Source organism: Psychrobacter sp. JB385, from assembly GCF_900163785.1.
GTDB lineage: Bacteria > Pseudomonadota > Gammaproteobacteria > Pseudomonadales > Moraxellaceae > Psychrobacter.
The window spans coordinates 290474-302847 of the sequence record NZ_FUKN01000014.1 but is presented as its reverse complement, the minus strand read 5'-3'; the positions used below and the strand labels follow the sequence as shown (position 1 = coordinate 302847).

The following is a 12374-nucleotide window of genomic DNA, read 5'->3' as shown; positions in this document are numbered from 1 at the left end:
GTATGGCTTCATATTCTCACTTTAGACGGATGCTTTTGCGCACCTTTTTTTTGGTAAAAAACCATGATGAATCTACATTTTGACCAAAGCCTTGCCAAAAAATATCGCTCTCCAGCGCAGATTATTCGTGTGCTGAGCGAAGCTTGGGTCAAAAATAATGGCTACTGCCCGAATTGCAGTACCCAGCCGCTCAGTGAGTTTGTAAATGGTAAACCAGTTGCTGATTTTTATTGTTCGACCTGTACTGAGCAATATGAGCTAAAAAGTAAAAAAGCGACCTTAAGCAATATCATTAACGATGGTGCTTATAAGACGATGATTGAGCGTATCAATAGCAACGACAATCCCAGTTTTTTCTTTTTGACATACTCAAAAGCGCTTACTGTGAATAATTTTCTGATCATTCCTAAGCACTTTTTTACGCCTGATATCATTATTAAACGCAAGCCCTTATCAGTAACGGCCAGACGTGCAGGTTGGATTGGTTGTAATATCGACTTACGAAATGTGCCAGAATCAGGAAAAATCTTTTTAGTAAAAGATAAGCATGTGATACCGCGTGATAGCGTCACAGAGCAATTTCAAAAAACCTTGTTTTTACGCACGCAATCTATAGAGTCACGTGGCTGGACACTGGATGTATGGCAATGTGTTGACAGACTTGATACCCATTTTTCTCTCAATCAAGTGTATGCTTTTGCCGATGTGCTACAGCTCAAGCATCCTAATAACAATCATATTAAAGATAAAATCCGTCAGCAATTACAAGTATTACGCGATAAAGGCATCATTGAGTTTGTCAGTCGCGGAAGCTATCGAAAATTATACTAAGCACTTTGCATTTTCTGATTACAGAAGACGATCATTTGTATTTGCTCTTTTTGCTAGGATCATAGGCACAATCAATCTAGCTAAAGGGAGATCGGCACATGACGAACGAAATAGGCTTAACCACTTATCAAATAGAAATCGTTGAGACCATGAGTCGTATTGTTGAAGTAATGGCAATAGATGATTCGTCAGCCATTCTACAAGCTCGGACAATGTATAGAAATGAGGACGTTGAGTTGTTTTATGATGATTTGATAGATACCAAATTTAATATTTTTGATAAAAAATAGCGTTTTGCACGCACATTTCACGCCATTGTTACTACACTGTCATTCAACAACGTCAAATTAGCCATCGGCATGATACCGCGCAAGGCATTGCAAAAAAACAATCGTGTCAAATGTGGCAAATCATCATCTTGCAACGGCCTAATGATAACTGGATAGGCTGTATTGGATAACGCATCTATAATCACTTGTCGCATCACGCCATCAACGCCCGATTGCGTCAAAGACGGCGTGTACCACTGCCCTGTCATCAGATAATTAGAATCTCCTTGAGTCGTATCAATCGTATTTTTGGACTCTAGAGAGTGTGGATTTGTCACTGGCGCACCCGCTAGCTGATAGAACACGTTACTCATCGTGCCTTCAATCCAGCACCCACTCATGTCTCGCAGCAACCCTTCCCCAATGTTTGGCTGTAAAGGGGTATGTGATGCGTCAGATGGTAATAAGTGTGATTTGATGCGTTGTAGCTCAGCACTTGCCAGCACGGTATCGAGCCGATTAAGACTTTTTAGCCCTGCTAATGGTGGTGGCAAGCAAGCAATTTGTGCGGATAAGCAAATGGCGCGATTAACTGGCTGTATGGGAGTGCGGCGTCCATCTGGTAAGCATAGCTGCTCATCAGTTTTAACCATCATGGCTGAGGATTTTAGCCAAATGTCACAAGCGCTTCCAGACGCATTGGATGTGTAACCATATCCACGCACGGCTTGCGCAGCACGCACAACGATAAGCTTGAGCACGCCTTGTTGCAAGCGCTGAGCATGTATTGTTAAGGCAGTGATTAAGGAGTGGCTATCTACGTCGAGTTGCAGGGCTTTTTGATGAGAGATGAGACGCTGATGATGATAATCCAACCATAGTATCTGCCCATCAATCACGCCCATGGTGGTAAAAAAACCATCACCGTACGCCAGTCCACGACTGTCCAACGACAGAGTAGCATGCGTAATATCTGTCTCATTTTCTGATGAGTGTAGACAAAACCAGCTACTAGACATCGGCATTGTCTCTCTTAGCTTAACTGTTAGTTTCTGGCGCTTCGGATTTATTGATGACCAGCATACAACTATAAAATTCGCATTTTGCCAGTTCTACTTTTTGTCCGCCGACCACTTTGTTTTTGGTGATTTGACTGTTGAGCATGTCGCCAACCATCTTACCACCTTCATCGCCCATGAGTTGACGGGCAACTTTATGTGCTTTTTTGGCATGGTTTTGGCTGAGCTCTTTTTCTTTGTCAGAGTCAGTAGGATTGGCATAGTACCAGCCAAGCTCCAAGTATTTTTCAGAGTCAATCAGATCCAGATATGGGGCATCAGCCTTCATAAAACGGTATTTGGTAGCGGCATTACTGGCGTAGTCCAAGCTGTTCTCATCGGTGCTCACCACTTTGCCAAAAGTTGATTTAATCTCCTCCAGCTTATCAATACTCAGCGGCGTCACCTTACCAGAGCTCCAAGATGAAACATCATATCTCACAGGTGTGGCTTGCGCAGTAGTCGCCCCATCTAGGTCAGCAGTCCCAGATGCACTGTCTTTGGCTGGTGCATCATTGGCGCTTGCTTGCTCGCTGGTATTTGCACTCGCATCTTGATTTTGGGCATCGCTTTGGCTATTGTCACAGCCACTGAGCGATACACCAACCGCCATTATCATACCGACCATTAAGGTCTGTAGTTTGTTATTCCACATGGACAATTTACTCACACTTTTAGATTGGTCTCAAAATAGTATTAACGAGCGATCAAAGCGGCCGCTGATAATGAACAATGTTTTTACTGACAAGCTTGTTCAGCTCTTAGCGTTTTATAACAGAACCATCACTAGAGCAGACCCATATTCTTTACAATCTATAGTTTACCCAACTGCTTAACACTTGACTACCCTCTACGTTACGGATAACGGTCCCAGAGAGTACAGATTTGTTAAGGACCTTCCATATCAAAACCTCTTGCTTATTCAAATGGTTATTTGCTTTGTCTTCGGTTTGTCAAATCCTACCGTATCCCTTATGATGAGTGAACTTTATTGACCTCTTTATTCATGAGTTTTGACTCTCACCGCTAGCGAAATATTTATGACTCAGCATTTTATAGTGATTGGCAATCCGATTGCCCATAGCAAATCTCCCAAAATCCATACATTGTTTGCCGCGTGCGCGTCGATGGATATCAGCTATCAGCGTCAGTACTGTCCCGATGATGCAGACAGCTTTACCGCGGTGGTTGAGGCATTTTTTTGCGGCGGCGGCGTTGGTGCCAATGTCACTGTGCCATTCAAACAAGTTGCCTATGAGTGCTGTGCGGCGCGTGGCGGCTTATCAGATCATGCCAAAATTGCAGGCGCGGTCAATACACTCTTATTAAACAAGGCGTTGTTGGATAAGGGCGTACCGCTAGCAGAGGCTATTTATGGCGATAATACCGATGGTCAAGGATTGGTCAATCACATGAGAAGTTTGGACTGGCCTCTCACAGGCGCGCGCGTTGCCATTATTGGTGCAGGCGGTGCGGTTCGCGGTATCATACTGCCTTTGATTGAGTCAGGTATTACCGCATTAACCATCGCCAATCGAACCGTAAGCAAGGCGGTAGAACTGGTTGAAGAGCTGAGCACCGCCAGCGCTATTATTGATAAACAGCAGATTAAAACGTGCAGCACCGCAGAACTAGAAGGATCATTTGATATCATCATCAATGCCACTTCTATCGGCTTATCAGATGAGAAACTACCGCTGCGCGATGATCTAAATTGCCAGTATGCCTACGACTTGATGTATGGGCGTCCGTTGCCGTTTTTACAGCATTTTGACGCTCGCGGGGCACAGATCTCTGACGGTTATGGCATGCTCATTGGACAAGCGGCGTTGAGTTTTGAGTGTTGGACAGGCCACTGTATTGATGTTGCAAAGGCGACAGAAGACTTAAATAAAAGCTAAGCAACATGTGTGCTAAGTTCGATAAAAAAGGCGCATAAACTGACTCTATGCGCCTTTTTTGATCTGCTTTTTGAACACATACTGTTTAATACATCTTTTATGAAAAACGCGCCAAAAGCCAGTTTTCCATACGCCGTAACGGCATGCGTAAATTGGTCGAGTGCATGACAACGCCGCCCGCCAAACCTACTAAACACCCAATCGCTGTGTCGTATAAGCGCGCACGCATCACCACTTGATAGCCCTGTTCGGACAATGGCAAACCACTGCCATATTCAGCAATAAATATGGTCAGCGGTGTGATAAATATCACAGCCAATCCGTAATGCCGATCGACCAAGTTTTCAATAAACAGCATCATGACCAAAACTGTCAACGCCACTCCCCATATCGACAAATTCCAAGATAACATCCAACCTGCCAACCCCACACCCACCATCGTCCCAAGCAGACGATGTATTTGTTTGATCCACACTGTACGTAAATGAATGCCTTGAATGATAAGAAAACAGCTCACTGCCGCCCAATAGGGATTGGAGAGGTTCAATACCAAAGTGACAAACAAAGCCAAACTCACAAAACCCGCCACAATAATACTTTCGGCAATCGTATCTGGCTCATAACTATAGGTAGGTGTGGGCGTAGAGGGACGTGTGGCAAGTAAAAACAACGAATATAGTAGCGACAGGACAATCGCAAAACCACTGCCCAGCATCACAAGGCCTGTGGCTGGCAGGATATCCTCTAATGGCAGCGGTATGAATAATGCAATTGCTCCTGCCATCAGTATAAACAAACCTGCTGGCGGTGGCTGACGATAATAACGACCAAGGATGACTACACCAAAAGCCATAAGCGTAAATATCGGTAATATCAATGCAGGAATGTGCTGCGCCATCAAGCCTAAGGCAAAGCATAGTGACATCGCAAAGCCCCATGCCATCACCGTCACCAATCGATAAGGCAACTTACCGACCAATGGCGTATTCAAGATAACCATCGCGCCAAGCGATGCCTTAATACCAGAGGGCAATGCGTCAAAATAAGCACCGACAAACACAGGAAAACTGATAGCGATTGCAGCAATGATTGGCATATGCCAAGGTCGCTTGCTGCGGTTCACTGTCAATAAATGAGACAGCTCACCACTGAGTAAAATTTTAATGCGAGCAACCCATTCTGTTAGCCAAGATGCTCGCTTTGGCTGGTGCTTTAATGCACTCATCATTGGTGCTCCTTATAGTATAGACACACGTAAACGTCGTACTTTGAATACGATGCTGCTCATTATAAAGCCATTCTTATCAATCAATATTAATAAAAACCTAATTCAGCTATTTATAACTTATATTTTTATTTTTATAGATATTTTATGAATATTAGTTATCAGTTGTATATTTGTTTTGTTAGAAGACTTATACTGCTATGACGGCGACAGCAACAATACTCGAATGAAAAAAGGGTTATATTCATCAAAATAAATCCTCTATTTTTGCAAAATCTCAGCAATAAGCAGCGATATTGTTTACATTTATCTAAATAATCAAACAATAGTTTATAATATTGAGTTGTGAACATCATGGCTTACGGACTAAGCTGACCATCTATGATAACGAATAACGAAAGAGAGCGACTATGTTAACTTACAAAGCACCTTTACGTGATATCAAGTTTTTGATTAATGATGTCTTTGATTATCAAACCCATTACAAAAGCTTGGATAACGGCGAAAACGCTGATCCTGAAACGGTCGACATGATTTTGCAAGGCATGGCTGACTTTGCTGAAAACATTTTATCACCTCTTTATCAGCCAGCTGACGAAGAAGGCTGTCATTTTGAAAATGGTGAAGTCACCACACCAAAAGGCTTTAAAGAAGCCTATAACCAGTTTGTAGAAGGTGGTTGGCAAGGTATCTCGTATCCTGAAGAATACGGTGGTATGAATTTACCAATGTCAATCAACCTTATCAAAGCTGAAATGATCGGTACCGCCAACTGGCCTTGGGCCATGTATTCTGGTCTTTCAACAGGTTGTATCAATACCCTACTCCAATACGGTTCTGATGAGCAAAAAGCCCTTTATCTACCGAAGTTGGTTGAAGGCTCGTGGGCAGGCACGATGTGTTTGACTGAGCCACAATGCGGTACAGATTTGGGACAGGTTAAGTCAAAAGCCATCCCTCAAGAAGACGGTAGCTACAAAATTAGTGGCACCAAAATCTTTATCTCAAGCGGTGAGCATGACTTAACAGACAATATCATTCATATTGTCTTGGCACGTCTACCAAACGCTCCAGAAGGCACACGCGGTATCTCACTATTTATCGTACCCAAGTTCACGCCGAATGCAGAAGGCGAATCTGGCGAGCGCAATGCGGTTGTGTGTGGTTCAATCGAACACAAAATGGGCATCAGCTCTTCTTCTACCTGTGTGTTGAACTTTGATGGTGCGACGGGCTACCTAATTGGTGAACCGAACAAAGGCCTAAAAGCGATGTTCACCTTTATGAACACTGCTCGTATCGGTACTGGTATCCAAGGTCTGGCGCACACTGAGCTGTCTTTTCAAAACGCGCTACCCTATGCCAAAGAACGTCGTTCTATGCGTACGCTATCTGGCACCAAAGATCCTGAAAAAGTGGCTGATGCCATCATTCATCATGCGGATGTACGCCGTATGCTATTGACGCAAAAAGCCTTTGCTGAAGGCGGTCGCTCAATGATTTATCATTCAGCACGCTATGCCGACAAAATGGCACAAGGTATCGTCAATGGTGATGATGAAGAGTTCGAAAAATGGGATGACAAGCTAGGTTTCTACACGCCAATCCTAAAAGGCTTCTTAACTGAGCTGGGTATTGAAGCGGCCAAGCACGGTCAACAAATCTATGGCGGCCATGGCTATATCAAAGAATGGGGCATGGAGCTGATCGCTCGTGATGCTCGTATCGCAACCATGTACGAAGGTACGACTGGCGTACAAGCGTTGGATCTATTAGGCCGTAAGGTTATCTTACAGTCTAAAGGCAAAATCATCCGTGACTATACCTCAAGCATCATGAAGTGGTGCGGCGAGTATGCCCTTGATAAAGACATGCGTAAATTCGTTTGGGCACTCACCAAACTGTGTGCTGAGTGGAACACATTGACAGTACGCTTGATGCTAATGGCGCGTAAAGACCGTGAAATCATTTCAGCCGCATCAGATGATTTCTTGATGTACTCAGGTTACGTGATGATGGGTTATCACTGGGCCCGCATGGCAGCAGTCGCTTATGACAAGCTTAAAAACGGTGGCACTGAAGCACCAGAGTTCTATCAAGCAAAAATCCAAACTGCTGAATTCTACTTTGATAAGCTCTTGCCACGTACCTCAGGTCACGCTGAAGCGATGGTCGCGCCAAGTGAAAGCATGACGTCAATGGAAATCGAGCATTTTGCTTTTCTAGACTAAAATAAAAGTCGGTCGATCCCTGATAAAAAAGCGCCTAAATCATAGGCGCTTTTTTGTGCCCAATGAACACTCGTTATTTGCTTAAGTGCTGATTCACTTATATAGATTTACTTACGCTGATTCACTTACGTAGTTACTAAAGACAATCGACATTTATCAGAGCACCATAGTTTTACGACTCTGCAATCGAGTTTTTACTGCCTTTTTTATATCAATAGCCAGACTGTCATGTTAGGAGCCAACCATGTTATCCATGAACCATCAAACCGTATCATTAGCCTCAAAGGGTATACAAGCATTATTGCTCAGTACGGCGCTTGCCGTTATCACCGCCAATAGCGCCGTTGCCAAAAATAGCGATACCCCTATTCAATTTGCAAAAGGTGCTATTACTAGTACAACAACGGGGAAGCTCAGTCCCAGTGAAGATGAGCACTGGTATCACTTTCAGGCAGGCAGCTCTCAATATGCGGTGATTAATATCTTGCCATTAGCGGGTACGGCTGAAACCGCCAATGTGGGGGTGTTGCACATGCCAAATGGTAAACAAGATGGCACCAAAGGCGGTATCATTTATCAAGGCTGCCTGCCAACCACGGGCGATTATCGATTACGTATCGCCCGTAACCTGATGGCAACGCAAGGCAAAACCGCAGGCTATAAAATAGAGACTATGATACTGCCCAAATACGCCAGTCAGTCGCTATGTAAATAGTGATTTTAAATGCCTACCCTAAAAATAAAAGCAGCCTACTTTCAATAGTAGACTGCTTTTATTTGGGTAAATCAATGACAGATAAAGGCTTTAAGTAACAAAAATATTGGGACGTTTAGCTGCCCAGCATTTTTTTATGATACACCGCGCTGATTTCTTCAACTTCAACGCATACTTGTAAGGCGGCGCGCCCTGATTGTTTTGCACTTAGCTCTTTTTCTATGGTGCTTACCAACAGCTCTGCAAGTTGATTGCGAACCACCAAATCACGACCTGTCATTATTTTTAAGCTGGCATAGATAAAGCCGTTGGTTTGTTCATCATCTTCTACCCCTACCAAAAACGTCTCAAGCGGTATGATACGGCTTTTAATATCCGCTGGATTACCAAAATGCCCGCTGTCCCACAGCACTTTGTTCAATGATTTGAGTAAAGACTCTTCGTGAGAGATACTGACATTAGGCGTCGCTTGGATGGTTAACTGCGGCATGGATATATCCTTATAAAGTACAAGTAAAAACAACAGCTCAGTAGCGACACGCCACTGAATTTATAAACTGTTAATGACTAGCTGTTTGAAGACTAATTTTTTAATCATCAGTAATAGCACCAAAACGGGCAGTAAGCGTGGCTAATAGCTGCTCAGGTGGTAGCTCAATCTCTAAACCCCGACGACCACCACTCACATAGATGGTGGCATAACTTTGTGCCGAGTCATCGATGATTGTCGTCAATCGCTTTTTTTGTCCCAACGGACTGACGCCGCCCAATACATAGCCGGTCGTACGTTCTACTTGCTTAGGATCTGCCATCTGAATTTTTTTACAGCCCACTGCCTTGGCCATTTTTTTAAAATTTAACGTCTTGTCTACTGGCAAGATTGCGACGGCAAGCGTGTTGGCGTCTGTCGATACCACTAAGGTTTTGAACACTTGTGTTACTGCTACGCCAAGCTTTTCTGCGGCTTCTAAGCCAAAAGAGGCCGCCTGACTGTCATGAGTATATTCGTGTAATTGGTAATTAAGACCGCATTTTTTGGCAAGATCGACGGCTGGCGTCATAATAGTTTACCTTATTTTATCGGCATATATGCAATAGCATACATGGACTTTATTGTCTTTTGGGCACACACATTATTAAGCCAAAACGATTTTTTTTCAAATAAAGTCTCTCTGACATTTTGTGCTTATATTAAGTCCTTTCACTCACATGAGACGCCCTATATGATTATTGGTCAGTATGAATAATAGCAGTATATACAGACACTATATATCGCTTTGATGGCTTTTATGGCATTATAAGGGCAACATATTTGACTATTTTTGATACTGATTATGATACCGAAGTTCCTGAAAAAACGGATTTTTACAGCGCCAGTCACGACTGATAGCACCACAACAACTGATGGCAATCCAGTCGCCTCGACGCCTTATGCAAAAGCCCCGATCAATCAGCTTTACCGTAAGCTGTCAGGTCAATTGCTTGACGTCGCAGTCAAACCTAAACTATTGGGGGAGCTGCCTGAGTTCGATGCAGACGATCAAACACTCATATTTTATGTGTTACAAGATTATTCGCGTTCAAACAGTATTTTGATTGACTTGCAGACACAAGAGCATCGCTTGCCACCTGCGTTAGTTGGGGTCAATGATGCCGCGCATCGTATCAAAGAAAACGCGGCCATCGTCTTTTTGAATCATCCTCATGCCAAAGACACACCATTGTCACCGCGCCTTTCACGTCTCGTGTCTGCGGTATTACAATATCCAGAATTGAAGGTACGTTTGGTGCCTGTCTCTATCTTATGGGGACGTGCGCCAGAAAAAGAAGATTCGCTCTTTAAGCTATTAACAGCGGACAACTGGGAAGATCCCAGTATCACAAAACAGCTGTTTAACATCGGCGTGATGGGACGTGATACTTTTGTACAGTTTCATCCGCCCCAAGATTTACGTACCATTATTCATACTCATCTTAAAGACGATACAGAGGACTCTGATCTCGTCGATGCGGCCAGCACTGATTTAAAAGACCCATCAGAAAACGTCACCAACAGCGATAATAAACAAGACGACGCTGCAACGCCACATTATGCGTTGGTCGCAACCGCAGATAGCAATCGTGAATTGGTACGTACCATACAACAGCAGCTCGCGATTTATTTGGACAAACAACGTGCCAGTATGTTGGGGCCTGATTTATCAGATAGGCGCAATTTGGTTGATAAGCTGGTGTATTCACCAGCGATCAAGCACGCCATAGAAGCGGAAGCCGAAAAAACGGGCACCAGTGTTCGCGAGGCTCGTTTGCTTGCCAAAGGGTATGCCAATGAGATGGTCAATGACTATTCGCACTCAATTGTGCGAGGCTTTTATAAATTCTTAACGTGGTTATGGACGCAACTGTATGATGGCGTAGAAGTGCATCATTTCGAGCGTGTTCGTGAGATTGCCACTGACTACGAACTGGTTTATGTGCCTTGTCATCGCAGTCATGTTGACTATCTGTTGCTGTCTTATGTGATTTATAAAAGTGGTCTTAGTATTCCGTATATCGCCGCGGGTGACAACTTGGACGTCCCTGTATTGGGGCCATTGTTACGAGGCGCTGTCGCTTTCTACATACGTCGTAGCTTCCGTGGTAATGCACTCTACACGGCGGTTCTACGTGAGTATATGCATACACTCATTACTCGTAACACGCCGATTGAATACTTCATTGAAGGGGGTCGCTCGCGCTCAGGACGCCTGCTACCGCCCAAAATGGGAATGCTGGCGATGACGGTACACAGTCAATTGCGTCAAACCAATAAGCCTGTGGTATTCATTCCGACTTATATCGGTTATGAGCGCATCATGGAAGGCGGCACGTATGTTGGTGAGCTAAAAGGCAAACCAAAAGAGTCCGAATCTTTGATTGGGCTACTCAAGGTGGGTCGTAAAATTGAACGTATCTTTGGTACAGTTCATTTAAGCTTTGGTAAGCCTTTATACCTAAGCGAATTCATGCAAAAATTCGATGTGTCCGCCAACAGTTTGCCTACTGATCGTACTGATACCCCACTAGATGACAAAACCAGCGCCATGGTCGACAACATTGGTGTCAAGGTGATGCAGCACATCAATAAAGCCGCGGTAGTCACGCCAGTCTCGCTATTGTCATTGGTGCTACTCTCTGCACCCAAAGCAGCATTGGATGAGGAAAGCTGCCGCGAGCAAATCGCCCTTTATCAAGGTCTTGCTCAGCAGCTGGCGTATTCAGATGACACCGTCATCACAGACATGAGTCCGCAGCAAATCATTGATTATGGTATTAAGCTGAAATTGATAGAGCGCACGCCGCATATTTTAGGCGATATTATCCAAATCGCAGGCAAGCAGGCAGCATTGCTGAGCTATTTCCGTAATAACATTTTGCACGTCTTTATTTTACTGTCTTTCTTAGCGGCACTGGTCGCGCGCAATGGTCGTATGGAACGCAGCCGCTTAGACAGTATCGCTGAGCAATTATATCCGTTCTTACAAAGCGAGCTGTTCTTATACTACCCAGCGCATGGCTTGGCCGATACCATTAATAAAAAAGTTGATACCTTATTGTCTCACGGTCTGATTGTGGAGCTGAGTGATGGTATGCTCAGTGTACCTGAGTCAAATAGCAAGTGTTATCAGCAGCTACAAGTGCTGGCGACTCCAGTTGGTCAAAGCCTTGAGCGTTACTTTATGACGCTTGCCCTACTCGCGCAGCAAGGATCAGGCAATTTGACCGAAAGCGAGGTTGTTGATTTATGCCATCTGCTTGGACAACGCTTGTCTGTGCTTTATGCAGATGACATTCCTGATTTCTTTGATCGTGCTTTATTTACCAGTTTTATCAGTGCATTGACTCGTCTTGACTACTTGCAAAAAGATGAAGAGACTGGCGTTTTGACCTTTGATCATCGTATCAATGACATCGCTCATCATGCCAAATATGTCCTCACGCCTGATATGATGCAAATCTTGCATCAAGTGGCAAGCTTAGATGACAGCGAAATCACTCACGCGATTACTGAGATTAGCAATAAAAAGCAGCGTAAATTTGGGCGTAAGCGTTAGTCATTTCTCATGACTTTTAAACTATTGAACCAAACAAAAAAGACCGCTCA

The 12374-nt window shown here is 44.0% G+C and carries 11 protein-coding genes; 6 read left to right on the top strand and 5 right to left on the bottom strand.

Annotated features, from left to right (window positions below; all coding sequences use genetic code 11):
• The first annotated feature begins 66 nt into the window (after window positions 1-66).
• Entirely contained in the window at window positions 67-831 is a 765-nt protein-coding gene (locus CZ794_RS12400) for a DpnI domain-containing protein (RefSeq protein WP_087042190.1), read from the top strand.
• A 98-nt stretch (window positions 832-929) separates the two neighbouring features.
• Window positions 930-1121: a DpnD/PcfM family protein gene (locus CZ794_RS12395; RefSeq protein WP_087041908.1), complete on the top strand. Its 192-nt coding sequence runs from the start codon at window positions 930-932 to the stop codon at window positions 1119-1121.
• Between the two features lie 17 nt (window positions 1122-1138).
• On the opposite strand, the gene CZ794_RS12390 is transcribed toward CZ794_RS12395, so the two are convergent.
• Both CZ794_RS12390 and CZ794_RS12385 read right to left on the bottom strand, forming a co-directional pair.
• Window positions 1139-2125: an aminotransferase class IV gene (locus CZ794_RS12390; RefSeq protein WP_087041907.1), complete on the bottom strand. Its 987-nt coding sequence runs from the start codon at window positions 2123-2125 to the stop codon at window positions 1139-1141.
• A 13-nt stretch (window positions 2126-2138) separates the two neighbouring features.
• On the bottom strand, window positions 2139-2813 hold the full coding sequence (locus CZ794_RS12385) for a hypothetical protein (RefSeq protein WP_087041906.1): 675 nt from the start codon (window positions 2811-2813) through the stop codon (window positions 2139-2141).
• Window positions 2814-3198: 385 nt separating this feature from the next.
• Between CZ794_RS12385 and aroE the strand changes: the two genes are divergently transcribed.
• On the top strand, window positions 3199-4059 hold the full coding sequence (gene aroE / locus CZ794_RS12380) for a shikimate dehydrogenase (RefSeq protein ID WP_087041905.1): 861 nt from the start codon (window positions 3199-3201) through the stop codon (window positions 4057-4059).
• 97 nt (window positions 4060-4156) lie between these two features.
• On the opposite strand, the gene CZ794_RS12375 is transcribed toward aroE, so the two are convergent.
• Window positions 4157-5287, bottom strand: coding sequence for an FUSC family protein (locus CZ794_RS12375; RefSeq protein ID WP_256958971.1), 1131 nt, complete (start codon window positions 5285-5287; stop codon window positions 4157-4159).
• 407 nt (window positions 5288-5694) lie between these two features.
• Between CZ794_RS12375 and CZ794_RS12370 the strand changes: the two genes are divergently transcribed.
• Window positions 5695-7515: an acyl-CoA dehydrogenase C-terminal domain-containing protein gene (locus tag CZ794_RS12370; protein WP_087041904.1), complete on the top strand. Its 1821-nt coding sequence runs from the start codon at window positions 5695-5697 to the stop codon at window positions 7513-7515.
• 244 nt (window positions 7516-7759) lie between these two features.
• Window positions 7760-8230 (top strand): hypothetical protein, encoded by a 471-nt coding sequence (locus CZ794_RS12365; RefSeq protein WP_087041903.1) that lies wholly within the window; start codon window positions 7760-7762, stop codon window positions 8228-8230.
• A gap of 115 nt (window positions 8231-8345) precedes the next feature.
• Here CZ794_RS12365 and CZ794_RS12360 read toward each other — a convergent pair whose 3' ends face one another.
• Both CZ794_RS12360 and ybaK read right to left on the bottom strand, forming a co-directional pair.
• Complete coding sequence (locus CZ794_RS12360; protein ID WP_087041902.1) at window positions 8346-8720, bottom strand: 5-carboxymethyl-2-hydroxymuconate Delta-isomerase; 375 nt, start codon at window positions 8718-8720, stop codon at window positions 8346-8348.
• 100 nt (window positions 8721-8820) lie between these two features.
• The gene (gene ybaK, locus CZ794_RS12355; RefSeq protein ID WP_087041901.1) at window positions 8821-9291 is read right to left on the bottom strand and encodes a Cys-tRNA(Pro) deacylase; all 471 of its coding nucleotides are present in this window, start codon (window positions 9289-9291) and stop codon (window positions 8821-8823) included.
• A gap of 273 nt (window positions 9292-9564) precedes the next feature.
• Here ybaK and plsB point away from each other — a divergent pair, with 273 nt between their 5' ends.
• Window positions 9565-12324 (top strand): glycerol-3-phosphate 1-O-acyltransferase PlsB, encoded by a 2760-nt coding sequence (gene plsB / locus CZ794_RS12350; RefSeq protein ID WP_087041900.1) that lies wholly within the window; start codon window positions 9565-9567, stop codon window positions 12322-12324.
• Window positions 12325-12374: the final 50 nt, after the last annotated feature.

Bases quoted from the DNA above. Each gene is read 5' to 3' on its own strand.
- CZ794_RS12400 (WP_087042190.1), top strand. From the start codon at position 67: ATGAATCTACATTTTGACCAAAGCCTTGCCAAAAAATATCGCTCTCCA.
- CZ794_RS12360 (WP_087041902.1), bottom strand. From the start codon at position 8,720: ATGCCGCAGTTAACCATCCAAGCGACGCCTAATGTCAGTATCTCTCAC.
- ybaK (WP_087041901.1), bottom strand. From the start codon at position 9,291: ATGACGCCAGCCGTCGATCTTGCCAAAAAATGCGGTCTTAATTACCAA.
- CZ794_RS12395 (WP_087041908.1), top strand. From the start codon at position 930: ATGACGAACGAAATAGGCTTAACCACTTATCAAATAGAAATCGTTGAG.
- CZ794_RS12385 (WP_087041906.1), bottom strand. From the start codon at position 2,813: ATGTGGAATAACAAACTACAGACCTTAATGGTCGGTATGATAATGGCG.
- CZ794_RS12390 (WP_087041907.1), bottom strand. From the start codon at position 2,125: ATGCCGATGTCTAGTAGCTGGTTTTGTCTACACTCATCAGAAAATGAG.
- CZ794_RS12375 (WP_256958971.1), bottom strand. From the start codon at position 5,287: ATGATGAGTGCATTAAAGCACCAGCCAAAGCGAGCATCTTGGCTAACA.
- CZ794_RS12370 (WP_087041904.1), top strand. From the start codon at position 5,695: ATGTTAACTTACAAAGCACCTTTACGTGATATCAAGTTTTTGATTAAT.
- aroE (WP_087041905.1), top strand. From the start codon at position 3,199: ATGACTCAGCATTTTATAGTGATTGGCAATCCGATTGCCCATAGCAAA.
- CZ794_RS12365 (WP_087041903.1), top strand. From the start codon at position 7,760: ATGTTATCCATGAACCATCAAACCGTATCATTAGCCTCAAAGGGTATA.
- plsB (WP_087041900.1), top strand. From the start codon at position 9,565: ATGATACCGAAGTTCCTGAAAAAACGGATTTTTACAGCGCCAGTCACG.